General features: G+C 69.3%; 17 protein-coding genes and 3 rRNA genes. 3 read left to right on the top strand and 17 right to left on the bottom strand.

The window, feature by feature from the left end; genetic code table 11:
* Position 1: 1 nt before the first annotated feature.
* The 4 genes from OG811_RS22365 to recN all read right to left on the bottom strand — a co-directional run bounded on the left by OG811_RS22365 (position 2) and on the right by recN (position 4,984).
* Entirely contained in the window at positions 2-868 is an 867-nt protein-coding gene (locus OG811_RS22365) for a hypothetical protein (protein ID WP_406068429.1), read from the bottom strand.
* An 88-nt stretch (positions 869-956) separates the two neighbouring features.
* The gene (locus tag OG811_RS22360) at positions 957-1,901 is read right to left on the bottom strand and encodes a copper transporter (RefSeq protein ID WP_406068427.1); all 945 of its coding nucleotides are present in this window, start codon (positions 1,899-1,901) and stop codon (positions 957-959) included.
* A gap of 27 nt (positions 1,902-1,928) precedes the next feature.
* Positions 1,929-3,107: a putative cytokinetic ring protein SteA gene (steA, locus tag OG811_RS22355; protein WP_406068426.1), complete on the bottom strand. Its 1,179-nt coding sequence runs from the start codon at positions 3,105-3,107 to the stop codon at positions 1,929-1,931.
* A gap of 119 nt (positions 3,108-3,226) precedes the next feature.
* The gene (gene recN / locus OG811_RS22350) at positions 3,227-4,984 is read right to left on the bottom strand and encodes a DNA repair protein RecN (RefSeq protein WP_406075863.1); all 1,758 of its coding nucleotides are present in this window, start codon (positions 4,982-4,984) and stop codon (positions 3,227-3,229) included.
* Positions 4,985-5,073: 89 nt separating this feature from the next.
* Here recN and OG811_RS22345 point away from each other — a divergent pair, with 89 nt between their 5' ends.
* Positions 5,074-6,093, top strand: a complete 1,020-nt coding sequence (locus OG811_RS22345) for a TrmB family transcriptional regulator (RefSeq protein WP_406068424.1) — start codon at positions 5,074-5,076, stop codon at positions 6,091-6,093.
* Between the two features lie 78 nt (positions 6,094-6,171).
* On the opposite strand, the gene OG811_RS22340 is transcribed toward OG811_RS22345, so the two are convergent.
* The 5 genes from OG811_RS22340 to OG811_RS22320 all read right to left on the bottom strand — a co-directional run bounded on the left by OG811_RS22340 (position 6,172) and on the right by OG811_RS22320 (position 12,751).
* Positions 6,172-9,894, bottom strand: a complete 3,723-nt coding sequence (locus tag OG811_RS22340) for a S8 family serine peptidase (RefSeq protein WP_406068423.1) — start codon at positions 9,892-9,894, stop codon at positions 6,172-6,174.
* 158 nt (positions 9,895-10,052) lie between these two features.
* Positions 10,053-10,937, bottom strand: coding sequence for an NAD kinase (locus OG811_RS22335; RefSeq protein WP_406068421.1), 885 nt, complete (start codon positions 10,935-10,937; stop codon positions 10,053-10,055).
* A gap of 91 nt (positions 10,938-11,028) precedes the next feature.
* A complete protein-coding gene (locus tag OG811_RS22330) occupies positions 11,029-11,892 on the bottom strand; it encodes a TlyA family RNA methyltransferase (protein WP_406068419.1) in 864 nt (287 codons plus the stop codon).
* Between the two features lie 38 nt (positions 11,893-11,930).
* On the bottom strand, positions 11,931-12,170 hold the full coding sequence (locus tag OG811_RS22325; RefSeq protein ID WP_406068418.1) for a hypothetical protein: 240 nt from the start codon (positions 12,168-12,170) through the stop codon (positions 11,931-11,933).
* Positions 12,167-12,751 (bottom strand): phasin family protein, encoded by a 585-nt coding sequence (locus tag OG811_RS22320; protein ID WP_406068416.1) that lies wholly within the window; start codon positions 12,749-12,751, stop codon positions 12,167-12,169. The genes OG811_RS22325 and OG811_RS22320 overlap by 4 nt, the downstream gene beginning before the upstream one ends.
* A 112-nt stretch (positions 12,752-12,863) precedes the next feature.
* Here OG811_RS22320 and OG811_RS22315 point away from each other — a divergent pair, with 112 nt between their 5' ends.
* On the top strand, positions 12,864-13,202 hold the full coding sequence (locus OG811_RS22315; protein WP_406068414.1) for an SCP2 sterol-binding domain-containing protein: 339 nt from the start codon (positions 12,864-12,866) through the stop codon (positions 13,200-13,202).
* A 24-nt stretch (positions 13,203-13,226) separates the two neighbouring features.
* On the opposite strand, the gene OG811_RS22310 is transcribed toward OG811_RS22315, so the two are convergent.
* The 7 genes from OG811_RS22310 to tyrS form a co-directional block, all read right to left on the bottom strand.
* Positions 13,227-14,258 carry an HAD-IIA family hydrolase gene (locus OG811_RS22310; protein ID WP_406068412.1) on the bottom strand — a complete coding sequence of 344 codons (1,032 nt, stop codon included), beginning with the start codon at positions 14,256-14,258 and terminating at the stop codon, positions 13,227-13,229.
* On the bottom strand, positions 14,255-15,268 hold the full coding sequence (locus OG811_RS22305) for a hypothetical protein (RefSeq protein ID WP_406075861.1): 1,014 nt from the start codon (positions 15,266-15,268) through the stop codon (positions 14,255-14,257). The genes OG811_RS22310 and OG811_RS22305 overlap by 4 nt, the downstream gene beginning before the upstream one ends.
* A 20-nt stretch (positions 15,269-15,288) precedes the next feature.
* Entirely contained in the window at positions 15,289-17,022 is a 1,734-nt protein-coding gene (locus tag OG811_RS22300) for a hypothetical protein (protein ID WP_406076014.1), read from the bottom strand.
* Positions 17,023-17,240: 218 nt separating this feature from the next.
* Positions 17,241-17,357 (bottom strand): 5S ribosomal RNA (rrf, locus tag OG811_RS22295).
* Positions 17,358-17,441: 84 nt separating this feature from the next.
* Positions 17,442-20,553: ribosomal RNA gene (locus OG811_RS22290) — 23S ribosomal RNA — on the bottom strand.
* 384 nt (positions 20,554-20,937) lie between these two features.
* A 16S ribosomal RNA gene (locus OG811_RS22285) occupies positions 20,938-22,452 on the bottom strand.
* The 16S, 23S and 5S rRNA genes sit together here, the layout of an rRNA operon.
* A 647-nt stretch (positions 22,453-23,099) precedes the next feature.
* On the bottom strand, positions 23,100-24,392 hold the full coding sequence (gene tyrS / locus OG811_RS22280) for a tyrosine--tRNA ligase (protein ID WP_406075859.1): 1,293 nt from the start codon (positions 24,390-24,392) through the stop codon (positions 23,100-23,102).
* A 106-nt stretch (positions 24,393-24,498) separates the two neighbouring features.
* Between tyrS and OG811_RS22275 the strand changes: the two genes are divergently transcribed.
* The gene (locus OG811_RS22275; RefSeq protein WP_406068410.1) at positions 24,499-24,882 is read left to right on the top strand and encodes a PaaI family thioesterase; all 384 of its coding nucleotides are present in this window, start codon (positions 24,499-24,501) and stop codon (positions 24,880-24,882) included.
* Positions 24,883-24,903: 21 nt separating this feature from the next.
* On the opposite strand, the gene OG811_RS22270 is transcribed toward OG811_RS22275, so the two are convergent.
* Positions 24,904-26,235 (bottom strand): hemolysin family protein, encoded by a 1,332-nt coding sequence (locus OG811_RS22270; RefSeq protein WP_406068408.1) that lies wholly within the window; start codon positions 26,233-26,235, stop codon positions 24,904-24,906.
* Positions 26,236-26,344: the final 109 nt, after the last annotated feature.

Below are 26,344 nucleotides of genomic sequence, written 5' to 3'. Positions count from 1 at the left end.
GTCAGTCGGCGCGCCGGCCCAGTGCGTCAAGCTCCCGTAGCCCCGGGGTCCGCTGGATCACGGAGGTGAAGCTGACCTTCTCGCTGGCGGCGGTGAGGCCGGCGAGCACCGCGAGCAGACCGGCCCGGCCGAGCGGGCCGGTCCGGGCGGCGAGCGCGACGCCGAGCAGCGCCCCGAGCGCGTTCGCGCCGCTGTCGCCGAGCATCACGTCCTCGGACAGGTCGTCGCGGAGCAGGCCGGCGGCGGCGCCGGCCGCACCGGCGGCGATCCCGCCGTGCGGGCCGCCGGTCAGCGGCGCGCCCATCAGCAGGCCAGCCTTGATGGCCCGGCCGGGCCGCAGGTCGAGCAGGTTGATCAGGTTGGCCGTGCCGGCGATCACCCCGGCGCCGAGCAGCACGTCGACGCCACGGCCGAACACGCCGTGCCGCTGGCGGCGCGGGTGCGCGGCGACCCGGGGATCGGCGGCGAGCAGCGCGGCGGCGCCCAGCCCGGCGGCGCCCACCCCGACGACCTTGACCAGGCCGGCGGTGACCCGCCCTTCGCGCAGCGCGGCGAGGTGGCCGGCGAAGCCCTTGGCCGTCTTCTGCTCCGGCCGAGCGCCGACCACGTCGTCGTACAGCCCGACGCCGCCAGCGCCGAGGCCGGCGACCAGGGCCGCGCCACCGGAGGCGGCACTGGTGGCACCGAACGCGCCGGCCGCACTCGCACCGACGGCGAGCGCCGGCCCGGCGGCCAGGGTCACCGTCCGGCCACGGAAGTTGGTGCGCTCCAGCGCCGGACCGGCAGGGGAGGTACGAGCCTCACGCAGCGCGTACCGGGCGGCTGCGGCACCGGCGCCCGCGATCAGCAGCCGGCTCAGCGCCCTCACGCCGCCACCTCGCTGTGCCTCAGGTTCGTTCGCTGCGCTCGCTCACGCGCCGCCTTGTTGGATCCGGACACGGGAGTACGTCGTTCGCTCACTGGGGCAGTCTAGGCAACAGGCCGGAGGCGGCGTTGTCGCCGACGCCGTATTGACCGGCCTTCTTCTCGGTGAGCTGCTGCACCAGGGCGAGGGTGGCGACCAGCTGGCCCTGCACGGTGTTGGCGTTGTCGACCGTGGAGATGGTCTGGGCGAGCACCGGGTCACCGCGGACCACGGACACCAGGTTGCCACCGACGGAGCCGTTGCCGGCCACCACGATCGCTGCGGTGCGGTCGAACTGCTCGGCGATCTTGACGACCGACTCGTCCCGCTTCTCGGAGTCCTTGTCGACGTACGGCTGACCGCTGACCACGACGATCGCCTCAGCCGAGCCGGTGACCTTGTTGTTGTCGGTGGTCAGGTAGCCGGCGTTGTTGTACGCGGCGAGCACCGCCCGCCGATCGGCGTCGCTGACCGGCTCGGTGCCCTGGGCCCGGTCCAGCAGGACGCTGGCCAGCATGGCACTGGAGGTCTCCACGCCGTGCCCGTTGCCCGGCAGGCCGGTGGTCTGCGCCGTCGGGCGGGCGGCGGTGACGGCCAACTCCAGCAGGTTGGAGTTGTTGTCCGGGTTGATGAACTTGTCCTGCAGCTCGACCCGGCCGGTGATGGTCGCCCCGGCGCGCTGGAGCTTCTTGAGCACGCCCTCGGTGTGGTCGCGCCCGTTGGGCAGGCTGAGCACCAGCACACGGCGCCCGGTGAGGGTGTTGGGCAGGAGGAGCTGGGAGGTCGCCTCGGCGAATTCCTCTTCCAGCGCGAGTTGCTTCTCCATGTTGCTGACCTGCTGGCGCCAATTCTGGTTGTCCTTGCGCAGCCCGGTGACCTGCCCCTGAAGCGAGTCGGCGACCGGGCCGTTGAGGGCGGCTGTGCCGACCACCAGGCCGATCGCCAGAGCCAGGAAGACCGCGGTGAGGGACACCACGTGGTAGCGGAAGTTGATCACGCTTGCAGCCTCTTGATCGGTCGGGAACTAGAAGAGCCGGTACAGCTGGAACACGAAATTGTCCCACCATTCGGCGACCACGCCCAGGTACGCCTTCCCGACGGTCGAAACGGCCACCGCGGACGCCATCGCCGCGATCGCCGACAACACCAGCAACAACAGCGACGAACCGGAGATGCTCTGCCGGTAGAGCCGGCTCACACCCTTGGCATCAACCAGCTTGCCGCCGACCTTCAGGCGGGTCAGGAACGTCGAGGCCATCCCGCCGCGGCCCTTGTCGAGGAACTCGACCAGCGTGGCGTGGGTGCCGACCGCGACCAGCAGCGAGGCGCCCTTTTCGTCGGCGAGCAGCATGGCCAGATCCTCGCTGGTCGCCGCGGCCGGGAAGAGAACCGCCGGCACACCGAGGCCGTTGACCCGGGGCAAACCGGGCGCCCGCCCGTCCGGGTATGCGTGCACGATCACCTCAGCGCCGCAGCGCAGCACGTCGTCGGTGACCGAATCCATGTCACCGATGATCAGGTCAGGGGTGTACCCGGCCTCGACCAGCGCGTCCGCGCCGCCGTCGACGCCGATGAGCACCGGCTTGAACTCCCGGATGTACGGGCGCAGCACGTCCAGGTCGGCCTTGTAGTCGTAGCCGCGCACCACGATCAGGCAGTGCCGACCCTGCATCTGGGTCTCGATGTCCGGCACGCCCACACCGTCGAGCAGCAGGTCGCGCTCTTGACGGAGGTAGTCCATCGTGTTGGCGGCGAACGCCTCCAACTGCACCGACAGACCCTCCCGGGCGTCGGCCATCGCCTTGGCGACCGACTCGGCGTCCTGCAGGCTGCCGTGGGCCACCGGCTCGTCACCGGCGAAGACCGTGTTGCCCTCGATGCGCACACGGTCGCCCTCGCGGAGCTGCTCGAAGACGCCCTCCCCCAGGTCGTCGAGGAGCGGAATGCCGGCGGCGATCAACACCTCCGGGCCGAGGTTCGGGTAACGGCCGGAGACCGACGGCTTGGCATTGAGCACGGCCGCGACACCGACAGCGACCAGCGAGTCGGCCGCCACCCGGTCCAGGTCGACGTGGTCGATGACCGCGATGTCACCAGGGCGCAGCCGACCGACCAGGCGTTTTGTCCGGCGATCAAGGCGCGCGGTGCCGAGGACTCTGCCCGGTTCGGAGTTTCGATTCCGGCGCAACGTGGGTAGACGCATCGTGACCATCCTGGCATGTGAGGCAGGCTTTTCTGTCGCGACATGCCTGAGCAGGGCCGCCTACCCAGGGAAGCACACGTCGGCACAAGCCGATGTGCTTGCGCTCACAATACGCGGCGTCACAACCGCCTTTCCTTGGCGGCCACTGCCAGAAGCTCCTCGGCGTGGGCGATACCCAGATCCGAATCGGGCAAACCTGCCAGCATCCGGGCCAACTCCCGGGCCCGCTCGGTGTCCTCCACGACCCGCACCCCGCTGGTCGTCACCGCGCCACCAGTGTCCTTCGCCACCACCAGATGCCGGTCGGCGAACGCGGCCACCTGCGGCAGGTGTGTGACGACCAGCACCTGGTGGCTGCGGGCCAGCCGAGCCAACCGCCGGCCGATCTCCACCGCCGCCTGACCGCCGACCCCCGCGTCGACCTCGTCGAAAACCAACGTGGGCGGGCCGCCCGAGCCGGCGAAGACCACCTCGATGGCGAGCATCACCCGGGACAACTCACCACCGGAGGCGCCGCGTTGCAACGGCAACGACGGCGCGCCCGGGTGGGCCAGCAACCGCAGCTCCACCTCGTCACCACCGTCGGGGGTGACGCCCACCTCGACGCCGTTGACCGACAGCGTCGGCTCGGCGCGCCCGGCCGGGCGGGGCAGCACCGCCACCTCGATCCGCGCGTGTGGCATGGCCAACCCGGCCAGCTCGACGGTGACCTGGTCGGCGAACCGGATCGCCGCCTCCTGCCGGGAGGCGGACACCCGCCCGGCCAGGTCGGCCACCTCGACGGCGAGCCGCTGGCCCTCCCGCTCCAACTCGTCGAGCAGATCGTCGGACATGTCCAGGTCCGACAGTCGGGTGCGAGCCCGATCGGCCCAGGCGATCACCCCGTCGACGTCGTCGGCGTACTTGCGGGTCAGGGCGCGCAGCGCCGCCCGCCGCTCGTAGACATGCTGCAACCGGGCCGGGTCCGCGTCGAGCCCCGCCAGATACGACGACAGCTCCGCCGACACGTCGGTGACCAGCGTGGCCGCCTCCTCCAGGCGGGCCGCCAGCTCACCCAGCGCCGGATCGGTGCCGGCCTGCGCCTCCAGTGTCCGACGGGCGGTGCCGAGCAGCACCGCGGCGTCGGGCGCCTCGTCGGCGGCCTCCGCGCCGCCCGCCACGCACTGCTGGGCGATCTGCGCGGCCGTACGCAGGCCCTCGGCGTGTTCCAGCCGCTGCGCCTCGGTCTTCAGCTCGTCGTCCTCACCGGGCTGCGGATCGACCCGGGTGATCTCGTCGAGGCCGAGCCGCAGCAGGTCGGCCTCCTGGCTGCGTTCGCGGGCGTTGCGCCGCCGGTCCGCCAGGTCGTCGACCACCCGCCGCCACCCGGTGTACGCCTCACGAAGCGCGTCGAGCAGCTTCTCGTGGGCCGGGCCGGCGAACCGGTCGAGTGCGGCCCGCTGCTCGGCCGGACGCAGCAGCCGCAGCTGGTCGGACTGGCCGTGCACGGCGACCGCCTGCTCGCCGACCTCACCGAGCATCGACACCGGCATGCTCCGGCCGCCGACGTGGGCGCGTGACCGCCCCTCCACCGTCACCGTGCGGCTCAGCAGCACCGTGCCGTCCTCGTCGGGCTCGCCACCGGCCTCGGTGATCCGGGCGTGCACCGCGTCGGCGACCCGCCCGGACAGGCGCAGCCGCCCCTCCACCACCGCCCGGCCGGGTTGGGCGCGGACCCTCCCGGCGTCGGCCCGGCCGCCGAAGAGCAGGCCGAGGCCGGTGACCACCATCGTCTTGCCGGCACCGGTCTCGCCGGTGATGACGTTCATCCCGCCGGTCAACGGCAGCGTGGTGTCGTCGATGACGCCCAGTCCGGTGATGCGCAGCTCTTCCAGCACAGCCACCGACAGTAGACGCGAGGCCCGACAGTTGACCAGCCGACGGGCCCGGGTGCGTCCGGCACCCGGCCGACGTACAGTTCTGCCCCGTGTTGGACGTGATCGGCCTGACCTCGGCTGAGGAGGAGCTCTACCGCTGCCTGCTCCAGCTCACCACGGCCCGCATCGACGAGTTGGTCCGTCGTCTGCACCGGCCTCGCGAGCAGGTCGTCGCCCAGGTCGAGGCGCTGCGTAGCAAGGGCCTAGTGCAGCCCACCGACACCGACCCGGACGCGCCGCTGCGCCCGACCGCCCCGGACGTCGCCCTCGGCGGGACGCTGCTGCGTCGGCAGGAGGACCTGGAGGCGGCCCGCCGACGGGTCACCCAACTGGCCGAGGAGTATCGGTCCGGGCTGCGAAGGCAGCACGTCGACCACCTCGTCGAGGTGATCACCGGCGCCCGGGTGCTCCGGGACCGCCTCCGCGATCTGCAGAATGCGGCGCGTACCGAGGTGCTCTGGTTCTGCCGGGCGAACCCCCTCGCCATGGCCGGCCCGGAGAACGTCGAGGAGTTCGACGCTCTGGCCCGCGGGGTGAGCTACCGGGCCATCTACGAGCGTGACCTGCTGCTGGAACCAGGCGCCCTGGCCGACCTGGCCAAGGGGGTCGCCGCAGGCGAGCAGGCCCGGGTCCTGGACCGGCTGCCGGTCCGACTGGCCATCGTGGACGCCCGCACCGCCATCTGCCCGTTGGTGGCGGACCGCGACGGCGGTGAACCGAGCGCCGCCGTGATCGGCCGCAGTCAACTGCTCGACGCGCTGCTCGCCCTCTTCGAAAGTCACTGGCGGGTGGCCACCCGGCTGCGACTCGACGACGCCGGCGTCGTTGCGGCGGCCGAGGGCCGGCGGCCGGACCCCGAGGGCCATCCGGGCGACGGTTACCAGCCGGACGCCGACGAGGCGCGGCTGCTGTCGCTGTTCGTGGCGGGCGTACCGGACAAGTCCATCGCCTCTCAGTTCGGCGTGAGCCGGCGGACCGTGCAACGGCGGATCGCCGACCTGATGGACGTCGCGGGCGTGGACACCCGGCCCGGGCTGGCGTTCCAGGTCGCCCGACGCGGCTGGCTCTGACGCCGAAAGGTCCCCCGTCGGCCGACGGGGGACCCTACCGGGGCGGGCGGGACGGCCTGGCCGCCCCGCCTGCCCAGGTCAGCGCAGCCCGTACGCCTGGAGCACCGTCTGGTCGATGGTGTTCCCGGCCCGGTCGGCGGCGTGCACCCGCAGCGATACCGTTCCGCGCCCGGCGGGCACGGTCGCGGTGTACCGGGTGCCCGACCCCGAGGTCTGCGCGTTGCGCCAGGTCACGCCTCCGTCGAAGGAGACCTGCACGCGGACGCTGGTGCCGGTCGGCGCGGACACGCCGGCCGGCTGACGCAGGGTCAGCCCCAGCTGGTGCGGGTGGTTGCCGCGTACCGTGCCGAGCAGGTCGACCGGCACCCGGTAGTCCACCTGCAACAGCGACAACGGCTCGGCGGCGTCGCCCGCCGGTCGGGCCGAGGTGAACTCCCAGGCCGTGTCGGTACGGGTGGCGTAGCGCCACTCGGCCGAGGATCGCTGCGTGGTCAGGTCCAGCCGGTACCGGGCCGACCCCGGGATGCTCGGCACCGGCGCCCACCCGCTGGACAGGTCGGCGATCTGCTTCCCGTTCCGACTGACCCGAGCCTCGACGGTGTCCGACTCCTCACTGTCGCCGCGCACGCTGTAGTGGCCGTCGGCGTCCACGAACTCGGGCACCCGCAGGTCCAGCTCGTCACCAGTCCGCGTGGGCACCGACGCCCCGCTGGCCGGCACGGCCGGGCGGACCACCGGCGCGTGCCAGGTCTCGGTCTCCCGGTCGTCGGCGGCGTACCGCCGGGGCTCCTGGATCAGGCCGCCGGTCAGCTGCCCCCACTGCTTGAACGTCGACTTGTGCAACACCCGGTGCTGCCACCAGTTGTCCCCGGCGCTGACGAGCTCCTGACGGGTGGTGCCGTTGCGGACCAACCGCTGGTCGTCGTTCCAGGAGTACTCCTGCCACGGACGCCAGCCGAACCGCTGCTCGGTGGCCCAGCCGGCGCCCGTGTCACCGTAGCTCGCGGTCACCTCGGCGGTGTTCTTCGCGGTCACGGTGTGCACGACGCGTTCCGGCACCCGTCCCTTCGACACCTGCCACACGTCGTAGAGGTAGGGGCTGTCCACGGTCAACGTCAGGTCCAACGTCGCCCGGCCCTTCCTGGCCGCTGCGATCAACCGCTGCCCGTCGTCGTACGCGACCACCATCGACGGGATCGGAAGCCGGTCTCCGGTCGGGCGCCACACCGTCCACGCGCTGAAGTCCGCCGGCCGGACGATCAGCACCTCGGCGGCGCCAGCGGCCGCGGCGGCGGCGACCTGCTCGTCCTCCGAGCGGTCCGGGTCGGCGGTCAGCAGCGCGGCGGCGTCCCGCACCCGGGTCAGCTCGGCGGGGGTCCCGGTGCCGGCCCAGACCAGCGGCAGCTTCCGCCGACCGGTCGGCGCCGGCGACGTGCCCATCAGGTTGATGTCCAGCGAACCGGACACTCCGCTGATCTTCGCGTCCACCATGGGTGCGACGAGCTGCCAACGCGAGGCGAATTCGAACTCGCCCTGACGCACCGGTCGGGTCGGCGTGACGTTGACCTGCTGAACAGTGCTGTAGGTCATCACGCCGTGGTCGACCTGTCGGCCGTTTCCGAAGACCCGGTGCTCGTAGAAACTGATCGTCGACCGCTGCTCGGAGGGCTTCGGCGTCTCGATCCGCACCGGGGTGCCCTTGCGCGGGTCGAGCACCACGGTGACGTCCCGGTCGACCATCAGCTCCGGGTCGGTGACCAGGGTGATCTGCTCGTCCAGCGGAGCGCCGTGCTCGATCAACGCCTGGACCAGGTACGGGCCCTCCTCGACCTGCACGTGAACCTCGCCGGCGACCCAGCCGAGCCAGTCGGACTCGGGCTGCTCGCCGAAGAGGGTGAGCACCGACGCGACACCCGGCTGCCCCTGCATGTCCAGCGCCCGCACGGTCACGGTGTGCAGCGGGCCGCTGAGGGTGAGCGCGACCGCGGTGCGCACCGCGACACCGTCCGCGCCGGTGGCCACCAACCACCCGCTGTGCAGGCCGCGGTCCAACTTCGCCGGGTCCGCACGTAGCGGAACGGCGACGCTGCCGCCGGCCGGCACGGTCACCTCCGCGCCGCCCACCGAGACCCCGTCGGTCTCGGCCCTGCGGGTGTCCAGGTTGCGCAGCTCCAGGGCCAGCCGCAGGGTCTGCGAGGCCGAAGTGCCGTTGGTGTACGTCACGGTTCGCTCGGCCGTCGCCGCACCGGCGCTGAGCCGGCCGAAGTCGGCGGTGCCCGACCCGTACACCCGCTGGCCAAGTGCCCGGGCCACGTCGACCCGGCCAGCGCCCTGTTCGAAGACGGTCAGGGCCGGGTTCGCCTTCGTTGTGCTGACCAGCGCGTTTTTGAGCTTCCCGGCGGCCCAGTCCGGGTGTTCCTGGGCGAGGATCGCCGCCGCGCCGGCCACGTGCGGGGTGGCCATCGACGTGCCGGACGCGGTCGTGTAGGCGTCGCCCACCGGCGTACCCATGGTGGTGCCCGCGGCCCGCGCGGCGACGATGCCGACGCCCGGCGCGGTGATTTCCGGCTTCAGTCCGTTGTCGCCGAGGCGCGGGCCCCGGCTGGAGAACTCCGCCAGGTTGTCGTTGCGGTCCACCGCGCCGACGGTGAGCGCGGCGGCAGCCGCGCCCGGTGCACCGACGGTACGCGCCGCGCCCTCGTTGCCGGCGGCGACCACGAAGAGGGCGCCGGTCTCGGCGGTCAGTTCGTTGACCGCCAGGCTCATCGGATCGGTGCCGTCGGTCGCGGAGCCACCGAGGCTCATGCTGACCACCTTCGCGCCGGCGCGGGCGGCCCACTCCATGCCCTCGATGATGGACGAGCTGTAGCCGGAGCCACCGTCGTCGAGCACCTTGCCGATCAGCAACTGCGCGCCCGGGGCGACTCCCTTACGCAGCCCGTTGGACGCGGCGCCGCTGCCGGCGATGGTCGCCGCCACGTGGGTGCCGTGGCCATGCCCGTCGCGGGCGCTGCCGCTGCTGGAGAAGTCCTGCGCCTCGGCGATCCGGCCGGCCAGGTCGGAGTGGGTGGCGTCGACGCCGGTGTCGAGCACCGCAACCTTCACGCCGGTACCGTCCCGACCGGCCGCCCAGGCGATCGGGGCACCGATGTGCGGCACGCTGTGCTCCAGCGTCGGGCGGACCTTCCCGTCCAGCCAGATCCGGGCGACACCGGCGCCGAGCGTGGCCGACGAGCCGGCGGCCACACGCTGCCCAGGCGTGCCCCGCAGCGACGTCCACAGACCACCGAGGTCACCCTTGCCGACCCGTAGCGCGGCGCCGTTGATGCTCTCCAACGGTCGCGTGTCGGTTGCGCCGGCAAGCGCCCTGACCCGCCCGGCGGCCGGCTCCTGATAGCGGACGATCAGCGGCAACGCGCCCTGCGCACCGTCGCCGTACCCGTCAGCGGCCAGCTCCTGCACGTCGAACAGGTCGGGGTCGAGCACCCCCGCGGAGAGGTACGGCACGACGTCGCTCGGCAGCACCAGCACCCCGCCGTCGACCTCGACGGTCTGGAAGGTGATCCGGTTCCGGCCAGGGCCGGGGCGGACGGTGGCGGTGACCCGGCCGGGCGCAGCCTGCACCAGGTCGACCTGGTCGCCGGTGATCAGGGTGATGCGAACGGGCGCGGCGCCCGGGGCGGGCGTGCCCGATTTCGGGCCGGTAGGCCGGGCGGGCGGGTCGGCGGACGCCGGTGCGGCGAGGCCGACCACCAACGCGCCGACCGCGCCGACGGCGAGCCAGCGTGGGGACCAGTGCATGCGATGTGCTCCTCTACTCCTCCAGGCCCGCCATCCGTGGATGAGGGCCGATCGGAGTCTGCGACGGAGCCTGTCACCAGGTCACTAGTCGCCAGCCGCCGCAGCGGCGACATGTCGTCAGGTGGACAACCGACGTCCACCGACGGTGTGCGCCACGGTCACCGGCGGCTGCCGCGCCAACCATGCACGGGAAGGTCGAACTTGGCGACCAGCCGGTCGGTGAACGGGCGGGGCCGCAGCCGCACGATGCGCACCGGCAGAGCACCCCGACGCACCGTCACCCGAGCGCCGGGTGGAAGGTCGTAGACCCGCCGCCCGTCGCAGGAGAGCACGGCGAGGGTGGTGAACGGGTCCACAGTGATCACGAAGGTGGACGTCGGGGCCGTGACCAACGGGCGGCTGAACAACGCATGCGCGCTGATCGGCACCAGCAGCAACGCCTCCACCTCCGGCCAGACCACGGGGCCCCCACCGGAGAACGCGTACGCGGTGGAGCCGGTGGGGGTGGCGCAGACGACACCGTCGCAGCCGTAGCGGGACAGCGGTCGCCCGTCCACGTCGACGAGCAGCTCGAGCATCTGCGCCCGCTCGCCCTTCTCGATGCTGATCTCGTTGAGCGCCCAGGACTCGATGGTCGGCCCGCCGTCGAACTCGGCGGTGACGTCCAGGGTGAGCCGCTCATCCACGGTGTAATGACGACCGACGACGTCACGGACCGCGGTGTCCAGGTCGTCGATCTCCGCCTCGGCCAGGAAGCCCACCTTGCCGAGGTTGATGCCGAGCAGCGGCGCCTTCGCCGGCCGGGCCAGCTCGGCGGCGCGCAGGAAGGTGCCGTCCCCACCGAGCGCGAAGACGATCTCGGTGCCCTCGGCGGCCTGCAGGCCGGCAACCGGCACCACCCCGGGCAGGTCCAGGTCCTCGGCCTCGTCGGCGACCACCCGTACCTCGAAACCCGCGGCGATCAGGTCGGCGGCGACCGACCGCGCGTGCTCCGTGCTGCGCCGACGGCCGGTGTGGGTCACCAGCAGCGCGGTCCGACTCATCGGGCCGCCCGCTCGTCCGGGACCGGGCGGCGTTGTCCCACCGTCGCCCCGCTACAACCGCGTGTCGTTCCGGTGCCCTCGCTGCACGCGTTCACCCTGCGATCTCCTCCGCCGCCGCCACGTCCGGCACGTCGCCGGCCGTCGTCGGGCCGTCCGGCCCGGCCGCCACCACGGCCCGCACCCGCTGCGGGTCGGCCGGTGGTGCGCCCCGGCGCAACCATACGAAGAACTCCACGTTGCCGCTCGGCCCGGGCAGCGGGCTGGCCGCCACGTCGGCAAGGCCAAGGCCGAGCCGCGCGGCCGCCGCGGCAACGTCCAGCACCGCTTCGGCGCGCAGCTCCGGATCGCGGACCACGCCGCCGGCACCGACCCGGTCCTTGCCGACCTCGAACTGCGGCTTCACCATCAACGCCAGGTCACCGTCGTCGCGGGTGCAGCCCGCCAACGCCGGCAGCACCAACCGCAGCGAGATGAACGACAGGTCGGCCACCGTGAGGTCGACCGGCCCATCGATCGCATCAGGATCGAGGGTACGGACATTGGTGCGTTCCAGAACGCGGACCCGCTCGTCGGTGCGCAGCGACCAGGCGAGCTGCCCATAGCCGACGTCCACGGCCACCACCTCTGCGGCGTCGGCGCGCAGCAGCACGTCGGTGAAGCCACCGGTCGACGCGCCGGCGTCCAGGCAGCGCCGCCCGGCGACGTGCAGCCCACCGGGGCCGAACGCGGCCAGCGCGCCCGCGAGCTTGTGCCCGCCCCGGGAGACGTACTCCTCGGTCGGGTTTTCGCCGGTGACCAGCAGCGGATCGGCGGGGTCGACCATCGCGGCGGCCTTGCGCGCGACCACCCCGCGCAGCTGGACCCGGCCGGCCTCCACCAACGCGGCGGCCTGCTCCCGGGAGCGGGCCAGACCGCGGCGGACGAGTTCGGCGTCCAGCCGGTTGCGACGTGCCATGGGGGGTTCTCCGGTCTGCTCAGGCCTGGTCGTGCCGCTCAGGTCTGGTCAATGGTGGCGAGGGTTTCCCGCAGCGTCTCGTAGGCCGCCTCGTACTGCGCGATCTGGTCGGCCGGGGCGAGCGTCGCCGCGTTGGCCATGGCCTGCACGGCGGCGTCCACCGCCGGGTGCCGCGCCTCGTCGGCCCCGACGTCCGGCAGTGGGTCGGGGCGGACACCCAGCGGAGGACCGGGCCGGCCCGGGAACGACCCGCCGGCCGGCGGACCGGGCCGGCTCATTCGGCGCCGTCCGGCGGCTGCTTGCGGACCGCCTTCTTGGCGGGCATGGCCGCTGGGGTCGGGGCATCGTCGGCGGTCCGGCTGATCGTCGCCGGCGGCTTCTTCACGATCGCCTTCTTGGCGACGGCCTTCTTCGCGACGGCCTTCTTCGCCACCGGCGCGGAGACCGGGGCAGCCGCCGAGGCGTCCGACGGCACGAGACCAGCTCCGGGCTGCGCGGCGAGGGTCGGGTCGGGTTGCTCCGTAGGCCCGGCGGTCGGCGCGTTCGCCGGCTCGGCGGCGCGCGCCTCGCGTAGCTGCCGTTCCAGGTCGTGCACCCGTCGGGTCAGCTCGGCCACCTCGTCAGAGGTGGCCAGGCCGACCGCGCCGAGGGCCCGATCGACCTCGAAGCGAACCAACTTGGTCAGCGCTTCCCGGTTGGCGGCGCCGGTGGTGATCAGCTCCTCGCCGAGGGCTTGGAGTTGGGCGGCGGTCGCGCCGCCGGAGCCGACGAGGCGACGGGCCACGTCCTGGGCCTTCTTTCGGGGCGCCTCCGCAAGGCCCATGGCCAGCTCGAGGTAGGCGCGCCACGCGTCCTGCATGCCTGAGTCCTTCCACGGGGGCGAGGTGTGTAGGTGTCACGCTACCGGGCACCCCGGACCATCCCGTGCGGTACGGTGCCGAGGACGGCGTGGCGATCAGCGAGGGGGAGATGTGGCCAGCGTGGACGAGTGCCGGCAGGCGCTACAGGAGCTGGCCGCCCGGCTGGATCGCAACGCCGAGACGGTGCGCGAACGGATCGACCTGGACCGCACGCTGGCCTGCCGGATCACCGATCTGGACACCGCGTTCCACGGCCGGATCACCGGTGGCCGCCTGGTCGAGCTGACCGACGGCGACGACCCCAAGGCGAAGATCGCGCTGAGCACGTCCAGCGACGATCTGCTCGCCCTGGTCCGCGGCGACCTGGACGTCACCGGCGCGGTGACGTCCCGCCGAGTGTCGATCAAGGCCACCCCGTTCGACCTGCTGAAGTTACGCAAGCTGCTCTGACGAACGTCGGTCAGGTGGTCCGGGTCACGCAGCGGCAGTCAGACCGAAGCTTTCCAACGCGTGGGCCGCATCCGGGCCGATCGGGCGAATCTTCGGCAGCGCCGGCGCCGGCGCCGACCAGGCCGCCGCGCAGAGCGCGGCCAGCGCGTCCAGTGGCCGACCTGACCCGGCCAGCTCCAGCGTGCCGTCGCGGTCGGTCACGGACCAGCCGCCGGTTGCCGCCGTGCCCGGGACCCGCACGGCCGCAGCCGGGTCGAAGAGCCCCGCCAGGTCCCTCGCGACGTACGTGGGACGACGCCGCGCTTCGGCAGCCAGCAGATCCGGTACGCCGCTGACGCCGGTGAGCACGAGCAGGCTGTCCAGCCCGGCCCGGCGGGCGCCCTCGATGTCGGTGTCCAGCCGGTCGCCCACGACAAGGCTCCGGCCACCGCCACTGCGCCGAGCGGCAGTCTCGAACAGCGCCGACTCGGGCTTGCCGACCACCACGTCGGGGTCCCGCTCCAGCGCCGTACGCAGCACAGCGACCAGCGAACCGTTGCCTGGCAACGGTCCCCGCCCGCTGGGCAGGGTCCGGTCGGTGTTGGTGGCGATCCAGAGCGCACCGGCCCGCACCGCGATTGAGGCTTCGGCCAGCTCGGCCCAACCGACCTGCGGGCCGTACCCCTGCACCACCGCGGCCGGGTTCTCGTCGGCTCGGGTCACCGGGGTCAATCCGACCGCGCGCAGCTCCGCGCGCAGCGCCTCCGCCCCGACCACCAGCACCGGCGCGCCGGCGGGCAGTCGGTCACGAAGCAGCTCGGCCGAGGCGGCGGCGGAGGTGAGCACCTCCTCCGGTCGGGCCGGCACGCCCATCCCGGTCAGCAGGTCGGCCACGTCGCTGGACCGGCGGGACGCGTTGTTGGTGGCGTACGCCACCGTCCGTCCCTCGGCGTGCAGCCGGGCCACCGCCTCGACGGCGCCGGGGATCGGCCGATCGATCAGGTAGATCACCCCGTCCAGGTCGAAGACCACCAGGGTGTACCCGTCGACCAGCCGCTCCCCCGCGCCCGCGTTCACCGCTGCGTCGACCCCGACTCGTCGTTCCGGGACTGAGCGGTCCCGTCGGCGTTCACCGCGTCGTCGGACGTCACGCTGCTGTCGGCAGCGGTGTCAGCGCCGGCGTTGCCGCCCTCGTCCGGGCGACGGTCCTCGTCTTCGTCTTCGTCGTCGTCTTCGTCTTCGTCGTCGTCGTCGTCGTCGTCTTCGTCGTCGTCTTCGTCTTCGTCGTCGTCTTCGTCTTCGTCGTCGTCTTCGTCGTCGTCTTCGTCGTCGTCGTCGTCTTCGTCGTCGTCGTCTTCGTCGTCGTCGTCTTCGTCGTCGTCGTCGTCTTCGTCGTCTTCGTCGTCGTCTTCGTCGTCGGCGGCCAGGTCGGCGTCAGGTTGGGCCGGCACCGCGCCGGGAGCGCCCGGGCCTGCGGCGATCTCCTCGGCGGCTTCGTCCTCGTCGTCGCCTTCGATGACCACGCCGTCGAGTTCCAGCAGCCGCTCGGCGGCGTCGGTCTCGCCCTCGGTGTCCACGTCAGCAGCGCGGGAGAACCACTCACGAGCCTCCTCGCGCCGGCCCACGGCGAGCAGTGCGTCGGCGTACGCGTAACGCAGCCGGGCCGTCCACGGCACCGTGGCCTCGCTCGTGAGGTCCGGGACCTGGAGCATCGCGACCGCCGCGTCCTTCTGACCGAGGTCACCCCGGGCGCCGGCGGCGACGATCAGCAGCTCGATCGCCACGGCCTGGTCCAACTTCTCCCGGTCAGCGCCGCGGAACAGGTCGATGGCCCGCTCCGGCCGCCCGAGAGCCCGCTCGCAGTCCGCGAGTACGGCCAGGTGGCTCTGCAGCCCGCTCATCCGGTGGTACGTGCGCAGCTCCGCGATCGCCGACTGCCACTCACCCGCGTGGTAGGCGGCCAGGCCGACCGCCTCACGGACGGCGGAGATACGCGAAGCGAGCCGCCGGGCGGCCAGCGCGTGCGCCAACGCCTCGGCTGGGTCCTCGTCGATCAGCTGACCGGTGGCAACCAGGTGCCGGGCCACCGTCTCGGCGACCGGCTTGTTCAGCGAGAGCAGCTCAGCGCGAACGTCCTTGTCCAGGTCGGTCGCGACGATGTCGTCCGGCAGCGCCGGGGCCGAGCTACGCCCGCCCTCGAACGACTCTGAGCCGCCAGCGCGGTCGTCGCGGCGGAACTCTCCCTCGCGACGCGGCCGCTCGTCGGCCCGGGGCGCACCCGCACGGTCGCCACCGCGGTAGCCACCGTCGCGGTCACCGCCACGGTAGCCACCGCTCTCACGCGGCCCACTCGGCCGGGAGCTGCCTCGGTCGCCGCCACGGAAGCCGCCCTCGCGGTCCCCACCACGGAAACCACCCTCACGCGGAGCGCTGGAACGGTCCCGGTCACCGCCACGGAAGCCACCCTCACGACGGTCACCACCGCGGTAACTGCCGTCGCGGTCACCGCCGCGGAAGCCACCCTCACGCGGAGCGCTTGAGCGCGAGCCGTCACGGTCACCGCCGCGGAAGCCGCCGCCCTCGCGGGGCGCACCAGGCCGAGATCCGTCGCGGAAGCCACCTTCACGACGATCGCCGCCACGGAAGCCACCCTCGCGGTCACCGCCACGGAAGCCACCCTCACGACGATCGCCGAAACCGCCCTCGCGCGGAGCGCTGGAACGGTCCCGGTCACCACCGCGGAAACCGCCCTCACGCGGAGCGCTGGAACGGTCCCGGTCGCCACCGCGGAAACCGCCCTCACGCGGAGCGCTGGAACGGTCCCGGTCGCCACCGCGGAAACCGCCCTCACGCGGAGCGCTGGAACGGTCCCGGTCACCACCGCGGAAACCGCCCTCACGCGGAGCGCTGGAACGGTCCCGGTCGCCACCGCGGAAACCGCCCTCACGCGGAGCGCTGGAACGGTCCCGGTCGCCACCGCGGAAACCGCCCTCACGCGGAGCGCTGGAACGGTCCCGGTCGCCACCGCGGAAGCCACCCTCACGCGGAGCGCTGGAACGGTCCCGGTCGCCACCGCGGAAGCCACCCTCACGCGGAGCGCTGGAACGGTCCCGGTCGCCACCGCGGAAGCCACCCTCACGCGGAGCGCTGGAACGGTCCCGGTCACCACCACGGAAGCCGCCGCCCTCACGCGGAGCGCTGGAACGGTCCCGGTCACCACCGCGGAAGCCACCCTCACGACGATCGCCGAAGCCACCCTCGCGCGGAGCGCTCGAACGGTCCCGGTCACCACCGCGGAAACCGCCCTCACGACGATCGCCGAAGCCACCCTCGCGCGGAGCGCTGGAACGGTCCCGGTCACCACCGCGGAAACCACCCTCACGCGGAGCGCTCGAACGGTCCCGGTCACCACCACGGAAACCACCCTCACGACGGTCACCGCCGCGGAAACCACCGTCGCGCGGAGCGCTGGAACGGTCCCGGTCACCACCACGGAAACCACCGCCCTCACGCGGAGCGCTGGAACGGTCCCGGTCACCACCACGGAAACCACCGTCGCGCGGAGCGCTGGAACGGTCCCGGTCGCCACCACGGAAGCCGCCGCCCTCACGCGGAGCGCTGGAACGGTCCCGGTCACCACCACGGAAACCACCGTCGCGCGGAGCGCTGGAACGGTCCCGGTCACCACCACGGAAGCCGCCGCCCTCACGCGGAGCGCTCGAACGGTCCCGGTCACCACCGCGGAAGCCGCCGCCCTCACGCGGAGCGCTCGAACGGTCCCGGTCACCACCACGGGAACCAGAGTCGCGGCCGCCGGCGTAGCCGCCACGGGCACCGCCACCGCTGTCACGGTCTCCCCGGTACGGGGGCCGGTCTCGGTCATCGCGGCGCGGGCCGCCGTCGCGTCCGCCCGCGCCGTCAGTACGGTCTTCGTAGCGACGGGGACGGTCTCCGCCCTGCGGTCCTGAACTCACAGGTACATCCTTCCTGATTGCGCCACCAATGGCGCTACGCAGTCGAGGGCCGACCCGGATGGGGCGGCCCTCGACTGGAAAGATTGTCCGGCGGCGTCCTACTCTCCCACACCCTCACGAGTGCAGTACCATCGGCGCTGGAGGGCTTAGCTTCCGGGTTCGGAATGTGACCGGGCGTTTCCCCTCCGCCATGACCGCCGTAACTCTATCGACATATCAAACAACACCACACACGTGGTCTGTTGTTCGTTTATCGAGAGTTGCACAGTGGACGCGTAGCAGCTTAGTAGTCAAGTCCTCGGCCTATTAGTACCGGTCAACTGAACCCGTTACCGGGCTTACATTTCCGGCCTATCAACCCAGTCGTCTAGCTGGGGGCCTTACCCCACCAAGGTGGGTGGGATACCTCATCTTGAAGCAGGCTTCCCGCTTAGATGCTTTCAGCGGTTATCCCTTCCGAACGTAGCTAACCAGCCGTGCCCTTGGCAGGACAACTGGCACACCAGAGGTTCGTCCGTCCCGGTCCTCTCGTACTAGGGACAGCCCTTCTCAAGTATCCTACGCGCGCGGCGGATAGGGACCGAACTGTCTCACGACGTTCTAAACCCAGCTCGCGTGCCGCTTTAATGGGCGAACAGCCCAACCCTTGGGACCTGCTACAGCCCCAGGATGCGACGAGCCGACATCGAGGTGCCAAACCATCCCGTCGATATGGACTCTTGGGGAAGATCAGCCTGTTATCCCCGGGGTACCTTTTATCCGTTGAGCGACACCGCTTCCACTCGCAAGTGCCGGATCACTAGTCCCGACTTTCGTCCCTGCTCGACCTGTCAGTCTCACAGTCAAGCTCCCTTGTGTACTTGCACTCAACACCTGATTGCCAACCAGGCTGAGGGAACCTTTGGGCGCCTCCGTTACCTTTTAGGAGGCAACCGCCCCAGTTAAACTACCCACCAGACACTGTCCCTGAACCGGATAACGGTCCGAAGTTAGATACCCAAATCAACCAGAGTGGTATTTCAAGATTGCCTCCACCCATACTGGCGTATGGACTTCACCGGCTCCCACCTATCCTACACAAGCTAATTCGAGTACCAATGTCAAGCTATAGTAAAGGTCCCGGGGTCTTTCCGTCCTGCCGCGCGTAACGAGCATCTTTACTCGTACTGCAATTTCGCCGGGCCTGTGGTTGAGACAGTGGGGAAGTCGTTACGCCATTCGTGCAGGTCGGAACTTACCCGACAAGGAATTTCGCTACCTTAGGATGGTTATAGTTACCACCGCCGTTTACTGGCGCTTAAGTTCTCCGCTTCGCCCCCGAAAGAGCTAACAGGTCCCCTTAACGTTCCAGCACCGGGCAGGCGTCAGTCCATATACATCGAATTACTTCTTCGCATGGACCTGTGTTTTTAGTAAACAGTCGCTTCCCCCTGCTCTCTGCGGCCATACAACGCTCCACCCGCGCGGGGCTTCACGTCTCCGGCCCCCCTTCTCCCTAAGTTACGGGGGCAATTTGCCGAGTTCCTTAACCACAGTTCGCCCGATCGCCTCGGTATTCTCTACCTGACCACCTGTGTCGGTTTGGGGTACGGGCCGCTAAGAACTCGCTAGAGGCTTTTCTCGGCAGCATAGGATCACTGACTTCACCTGAATCGGCTCGGCATCACGTCTCAGCCAACATGTGTTGCGGATTTGCCTACAACACGGCCTACACGCTTACCCCGGCACAACCACCGGCCGGGCTCAGCTACCTTCCTGCGTCACCCCATCGCTTGACTACTACCCATCAGGTTCCCACGCTCCCCACCATCAGTCCGAAGACATCAAGCAGCTCGGGTGGTTAGCACAACGAGGTTCATCAGGGACGCTCTTTCGCGGGTACGGGAATATCAACCCGTTGTCCATCGACTACGCCTCTCGGCCTCGCCTTAGGTCCCGACTCACCCAGGGCGGATTAGCCTGGCCCTGGAACCCTTGGTCATCCGGCGGAAGGGTTTCTCACCCTTCTTTCGCTACTCATGCCTGCATTCTCACTCGTGCCGCGTCCACAACTGGGTCACCCCGCTGCTTCACTCGCGGCACGACGCTCCCCTACCCATCCACACACCTGCACAAGGAATCAAGTCCAAGCAAGGTTAAAATGTGAATGCCACAGCTTCGGCGGTGTGCTTGAGCCCCGCTACATTGTCGGCGCGGAACCACTTGACCAGTGAGCTATTACGCACTCTTTAAAGGATGGCTGCTTCTAAGCCAACCTCCTGGTTGTCTGTGCGACCCCACATCCTTTTCCACTTAGCACACGCTTAGGGGCCTTAGCTGGTGATCTGGGCTGTTTCCCTCTCGACTACGAAGCTTATCCCCCGCAGTCTCACTGCCGCGCTCTCACTTACCGGCATTCGGAGTTTGGCTGATTTCGGTAAGCTTGTGGGCCCCCTAGACCATCCAGTGCTCTACCTCCGGCAAGAAACACGCGACGCTGCACCTAAATGCATTTCGGGGAGAACCAGCTATCACGGAGTTTGATTGGCCTTTCACCCCTAACCACAGGTCATCCCCCAACTTTTCAACGTTGGTGGGTTCGGCCCTCCACGCGGTCTTACCCGCGCTTCAGCCTGCCCATGGCTAGATCACTCCGCTTCGGGTCTAGGACACGCGACTGAATCGCCCTATTCAGACTCGCTTTCGCTACGGCTCCCCCACACGGGTTAACCTCGCCACATGCCACTAACTCGCAGGCTCATTCTTCAAAAGGCACGCCGTCACCCCGTAAGGCTCCGACGGATTGTAGGCGAACGGTTTCAGGTACTATTTCACTCCCCTCCCGGGGTACTTTTCACCATTCCCTCACGGTACTTGTCCGCTATCGGTCACCAGGAAGTATTTAGGCTTACCAGGTGGTCCTGGCAGATTCACGGCAGATTTCAGGGGTCCGCCGCTACTCGGGAACACCCACAGAAGGTCAGCAACTTTCACCTACCGGACTTTCACCGTCTACGGTCAGCCATTCCAGACTGTTCGACTAGCCACTAACTTTGTAACTTCTCGAACAAGTGTCAGCTTGTTCAGCAGGGTCCCACAACCCCGACCACGCAACCCCTGACAGGTATCACACGCAGCCGGTTTAGCCTCGATCCGCTTTCGCTCGCCACTACTCACGGAATCACTAAATTGTTTTCTCTTCCTGCGGGTACTGAGATGTTTCACTTCCCCGCGTTCCCTCCACACACCCTATGTGTTCAGGTGTGGGTGACACCACATGACTGGTGCCAGGTTTCCCCATTCGGACACCCTGGGATCACAGCTTGGTTGACAGCTCCCCCAGGCCTATCGCGGCCTCCCACGTCCTTCATCGGCTCCTGGTGCCAAGGCATTCACCGTTCGCCCTTGACAACTTGACCACAAAGATGCTCGCGTCCACTGTGCAATTCTCAACAAACGACCAACCCACAACCCGATCCGCCCCACACCAAGACCCGGCCAACCGCCGGCGGTATATGAGGCCAGGCCATGCCTGGCAACCTCGCAAAGCTATTACGCTTCACTCAAGGCTCTGAAACAACAACACAACGGTTGTTCCTTCAGGACCCAACAGGGTGCTTAGCGCCTCCACCCAGCCGCACCAAGACCAACCCGTTCCCACCACCCCAAAGAGTGGCTGTACTAGGAAGTCTCAGCCGTTGCCGAGGAAAAACTTGCCAGTGTCTCCGCCATCTGAGCACCCCAACCCAACACTATGTGGGCCGCGGGCTCCATACCGGCTTTCACCGGATGGTGCTCCTTAGAAAGGAGGTGATCCAGCCGCACCTTCCGGTACGGCTACCTTGTTACGACTTCGTCCCAATCGCCAGCCCCACCTTCGACGGCTCCCTCCACAAGGGTTGGGCCACCGGCTTCGGGTGTTGCCGACTTTCGTGACGTGACGGGCGGTGTGTACAAGGCCCGGGAACGTATTCACCGCAGCGTTGCTGATCTGCGATTACTAGCGACTCCGACTTCACGGGGTCGAGTTGCAGACCCCGATCCGAACTGAGACCGGCTTTTTGGGATTCGCTCCACCTCACGGTATCGCAGCCCATTGTACCGGCCATTGTAGCATGCGTGAAGCCCTGGACATAAGGGGCATGATGACTTGACGTCATCCCCACCTTCCTCCGAGTTGACCCCGGCAGTCTTCGATGAGTCCCCGCCATAACGCGCTGGCAACATCGAACGAGGGTTGCGCTCGTTGCGGGACTTAACCCAACATCTCACGACACGAGCTGACGACAGCCATGCACCACCTGTGACCGCCCCCGAAGGACCTCACATCTCTGCGAGTTTTGCGGCCATGTCAAACCCAGGTAAGGTTCTTCGCGTTGCATCGAATTAATCCGCATGCTCCGCCGCTTGTGCGGGCCCCCGTCAATTCCTTTGAGTTTTAGCCTTGCGGCCGTACTCCCCAGGCGGGGCGCTTAATGCGTTAGCTGCGGCACAGGAAACCGGAGAGGCCCCCCACACCTAGCGCCCAACGTTTACAGCGTGGACTACCAGGGTATCTAATCCTGTTCGCTCCCCACGCTTTCGCTCCTCAGCGTCAGTTTCGGCCCAGAGACCCGCCTTCGCCACCGGTGTTCCTCCTGATATCTGCGCATTTCACCGCTACACCAGGAATTCCAGTCTCCCCTACCGAACTCTAGCCTGCCCGTATCGCCCGCAGGCTTGGAGTTGAGCCCCAAGTTTTCACGGTCGACGCGACAAGCCGCCTACGAGCTCTTTACGCCCAATAAATCCGGACAACGCTCGCACCCTACGTCTTACCGCGGCTGCTGGCACGTAGTTGGCCGGTGCTTCTTCTGCAGGTACCGTCACTCTCGCTTCGTCCCTGCTGAAAGAGGTTTACAACCCGAAGGCCGTCATCCCTCACGCGGCGTCGCTGCATCAGGCTTCCGCCCATTGTGCAATATTCCCCACTGCTGCCTCCCGTAGGAGTCTGGGCCGTGTCTCAGTCCCAGTGTGGCCGGTCGCCCTCTCAGGCCGGCTACCCGTCGTCGCCTTGGTAGGCCATTACCCCACCAACAAGCTGATAGGCCGCGAGCCCATCCTAGGCCGAAAAACTTTCCACCCAACCTCATGCGAGACCAAGTAATATTCGGTATTAGCCCCCGTTTCCGAGGGTTATCCCAAAGCCTAGGGCAGGTTGCTCACGTGTTACTCACCCGTTCGCCGCTCGAGTACCCCGAAGGGCCTTTCCGCTCGACTTGCATGTGTTAAGCACGCCGCCAGCGTTCGTCCTGAGCCAGGATCAAACTCTCCAACAAAAAATTAGTTGAACAGCATCCTGACAACAAACAAATGTTGCCAAAGGAATCCCAACCAGCCAGACCCGAAGGCCCAACCAGTCCGGGGTATAAATCATAATTGGCACTGGCTTTTAAAGCACCCTGTTGAGTTCTCAAAGAACAACCACACACCGATCAGAAGCCCCACCACAGTGGAACCCCATCCCGGGGCCTTCCGCGCTGTGCCCCCGGCGCTTTCCAGCGCCAGGCACTTTTACTACGTTACCCGCTCGTTTCCGCCGTGTCAAACCGATGTTTCGCGGTTCGTCATGCTTCACCCGATAATGCAGGCACCATGTCTCGACCGGCTTGCGCCGCTCTCGTCACGGATTAGGCAGGCCGGCCGTCGCGACTTTCCGCGACCCGTCCGGTGCCCTGCCGGTTGCTAACCCTACCCGGTCGGTTTCGCCGCACCAAATCCGCCTCGCGGCGTTTCTGGCGGCACCTCCCGGTCCGGGATCCGGTGGGCATGCCCGCCTGACCCCGAGGCCGTTGGCCTGCGCTCCGGCCATTTCAGGCTTTCGCCTGTTTCGTCCGTCCCGCGCTGGCAGAGAGAAAGTTACGCGTCCGGCGGGATGATCGTCAAATCCACCGGACGCGTCCCCCGTCACATCGTCGACAGGCGGCTATTCCCCCAGCTCAACGCCAGCGAACGAACGTTTTCCGCGACGCAGCACCAGGTATCGTCCATGGAGCAGATCGGCCGGCGAGACCCCGGCGTCCACCTCGGTCACCCGATTGTTGTTGACGTAGGCACCGCCCTCGGCGATCACCCGGCGAGCCTCCTTGAGACCACTCACGAGCCCGGAGTCCCGCAGCAGGCCCGCCACATCCGGCAATTCGCCGGCGAGGCGCACCAGACCGGCCTCGGCCAGCGCCGCGCGCAGCGTCTCCGGGGCCAGGTCGTCCAACGATCCACGGCCGAAGAGCGCCTGACTGGCGGCGATCGCCTGTCGGGTCTCCTCGGGGCCGTGCACCAGGGTGGTCAGCTCCTCGGCGAGCGCCCGCTGTGCCAGACGGGCCGCAGGCCGCTCGGCGGTCGCCCTCGCCAGTTCCTCCAGGTCGTCACGCGTACGGAAGCTGAAGTAGCGCAGGTACCGGTCGACCTCTCGGTCGTCGACGTTGAGCCAGAACTGGTAGAACGCGTACGGGCTGGTCATCGTCGGGTCGAGCCAGACGGCGCCACCCTCGGTCTTGCCGAACTTCGTGCCGTCGGACTTGGTGACGAGCGGTGTGGTGAACGCCTGCACCGGCCCCGCACCCCGTCGGCGTACGTAGTCGACGCCGGCGGTGATGTTGCCCCACTGGTCGGACCCGCCAAACTGAAGTTGGCAGCCGTGCCGGCGGTGCAGCTCGAAGAAGTCGTTGGCCTGCAGCAGTTGGTAGCTGAACTCGGTGAAGCTGATGCCCGTCTCCAACCGCACCCGCACCACCTCCCGCGCGAGCATCTTGTTGACCGGGAAGTGCTTGCCCACGTCGCGGAGGAACTCGACCACCGACATCTCGCCGGTCCAGTCCAGGTTGTTGACCAGCTGTGCCGCGTTCTCGCCGGTGTACGACACGAACGGCGCCAACTGGTCGCGGATGCGCTCGACCCAGCCGGCGATCACGTCGGGCGGGTTGAGTGTCCGCTCGGCGTTCTCCTTCGGGTCACCGATCTGCCCGGTCGCCCCGCCGACCAGCAGCAACGGGCGGTGGCCGGCGAGTTGCAGCCGGCGGGCCATGGTGACCTGCATGAGCGAGCCGACGTGCAGGCTCGGCGCGGTGGGGTCGAAACCCACGTAGTAGGTGGCGGCACTCCCACCGTCGAGCAGCTCGCGCAGCTCGTCGAGGCCGGTCGAGTCCTGGATTAGGCCACGCCAGAGCAGGTCGTCGGTCAGGGAGTCCCGCCGGGTCGGCGGGAGGCTGCTGTCGGTCACGGTCACCGATTCTCCCCCATCGCCGGCACGGACCCGTACCGGGTTTGGCGCAACCCGCCCCGGTTAGGCTTGCGCCCCGTTGATCGAGGAGGGGTTTGCTGTGGAGATGCCGGACCTGACGGGTGGTTTCGTCACCCTGCTCGGCCTGAAGTTCGAGGAGGCGACCGCCGACCGGGTGGTCATCAGCTGGCACGTCCGACCGGAGTTGCACCAGCCGTTCGGCATCCAGCACGGCGGGGTGCACTGCTCCGTCGTGGAGACCGCGGCCAGCGTGGGTGGTTCGCTCTGGCTGGCCGACCGGGGCACGGTGGTCGGGGTGTCGAACCAGACCGACTTCCTGCGGGCCGTTCGGGACGGCGAGCTGACCGCGGTCGGCACGCCGGTGCACCGGGGCCGCAGTCAGCAGCTCTGGCAGGTGGAGATCACCGACGCCGACGAGCGGCTGGTTGCCCGCGGTCAGGTCCGGCTGCAGAACCTCTCGCGCGACTGAGTGGCGCGCGGTCCGGACGGCTCAGCTGCGGGCTTCGTCCAGCACCGGCTCCGCGGCCTGATCGGCGTCGGTGTCGGATGCATCGGGTACGCGGCTGAGCCGTACCTCGGTGATCGCCCGGTGGTCGATGCCGGCCACGACCAGCGCCCAGCCGTCCAGCGTGACGTCCTCACCGGCGACGGTGGGGATGTGCCCGAGTCGGGCCAGCACCAGCCCGGCGACGGTGGTGTAGTCACCGGTCGGGCGCGACGGCAGCTCGACGCCGATGTCCGGAAGGTCGTGCACCGGGAAGGTGCCCGGTAGCAGCAGGGCGCCGTCGGGGTCGTGGCGCACCGAAGACACGTCCCGGTCGGTCTCGTCGTAGATCTCTCCGACGATCTCCTCCAGGATGTCCTCCAGCGTCACGATGCCGTCGACGGCGCCGCGCTCGTCCACGACGAGCGCGATGTGCTGGCGCTCGGCCTTGAACTGTCGCAGCGCGTCCACCACGGGCAGCGAGTCGGGCAGGAGCATGGGGGGCCGGCCGATCTCGTCGACCGGGCGGTCGTCGGGCACCCCCACCAGGTCGCGCAGGTGGATCACGCCGACCGTGTCGTCCAGACCGCCGTGGCGCACCACCGGAGCGCGGGAGTGCCCGGTGGCGGCCAGCACGAGCCGCGCGGCCTCCGCGGTGGTCCCGCTGTCGAGCGTGAAGACCTGCAACCGGGGTACGAGGACCGCCCGCAACCGCCGGTCGGCGATCTCCACCGCGCCCGCGATGATGACGCGCTGCTCTTTGGTGAAGCCGTGGTTGCCGGCGACGATGTCGCGCAGCTCGTCCGGGCTGATCTCCTCCGGCTGGTGCTTGGGGTTCAGCCCGACGAGGCGGACCACCAGGTCGCTGGTGGCGCCGAGCGCCCAGACGGCCGGCCGGGTGAACATGGCGAGCAGGTCGAGTGGGCGGGCCACCAGCAGCGCCCACCGCTCGGCGGACTGCATGGCGATCCGCTTGGGCGCCAGCTCGCCGAAGACCAGGGTGACGAAGGTCAGCGCGAGGGTGACCACCACGATCGCCACTGTCTCGGCGGCGCTGCCGAACATCCCGAGCAGCGGTACGAGGGGCTTGGCCAGGGAGACCGCCGCGGCGGCGGAGGCCAGGAAGCCGGCGAGGGTGATGCCGATCTGGATGGTGGCCAGGAAACGGTTCGGGTCCTTGGCGAGCCGGGCCAGGACCCGCCCGGCCCGGCTGGTGCGCTCCAACCGCTGGATCTGGCTGTCCCGCAGTGACACCAACGCCATCTCGCTGCCGGCGAAGAGCGCATTGATCACGACCAGGATTCCGACCAGGGCCAGTTGGCTCCCGTAGCTCTGCACGCCCGGTTCGCTCCCTCGTGGTGGTGGCACCAGCCGGTGTGCCCGGCGCCCGCCGGTCGGCGAGCCCGCCCGGCGTAGGCGTGTCTTTGCCCCGTCCGGCGCCGGCCGA

Source organism: Micromonospora sp. NBC_01638, from assembly GCF_045209745.1.
GTDB lineage: Bacteria > Actinomycetota > Actinomycetes > Mycobacteriales > Micromonosporaceae > Micromonospora.
This window is presented reverse-complemented; position numbering and strand designations above follow the sequence as displayed.

Coding starts and splice junctions, on each gene's coding strand:
- steA (WP_406068426.1), bottom strand. CDS start 3,107: ATGCGTCTACCCACGTTGCGCCGGAATCGAAACTCCGAACCGGGCAGA.
- OG811_RS22340 (WP_406068423.1), bottom strand. CDS start 9,894: ATGCACTGGTCCCCACGCTGGCTCGCCGTCGGCGCGGTCGGCGCGTTG.
- OG811_RS22335 (WP_406068421.1), bottom strand. CDS start 10,937: ATGAGTCGGACCGCGCTGCTGGTGACCCACACCGGCCGTCGGCGCAGC.
- OG811_RS22330 (WP_406068419.1), bottom strand. CDS start 11,892: ATGGCACGTCGCAACCGGCTGGACGCCGAACTCGTCCGCCGCGGTCTG.
- OG811_RS22325 (WP_406068418.1), bottom strand. CDS start 12,170: ATGAGCCGGCCCGGTCCGCCGGCCGGCGGGTCGTTCCCGGGCCGGCCC.
- OG811_RS22320 (WP_406068416.1), bottom strand. CDS start 12,751: ATGCAGGACGCGTGGCGCGCCTACCTCGAGCTGGCCATGGGCCTTGCG.
- OG811_RS22275 (WP_406068410.1), top strand. CDS start 24,499: ATGCCGGACCTGACGGGTGGTTTCGTCACCCTGCTCGGCCTGAAGTTC.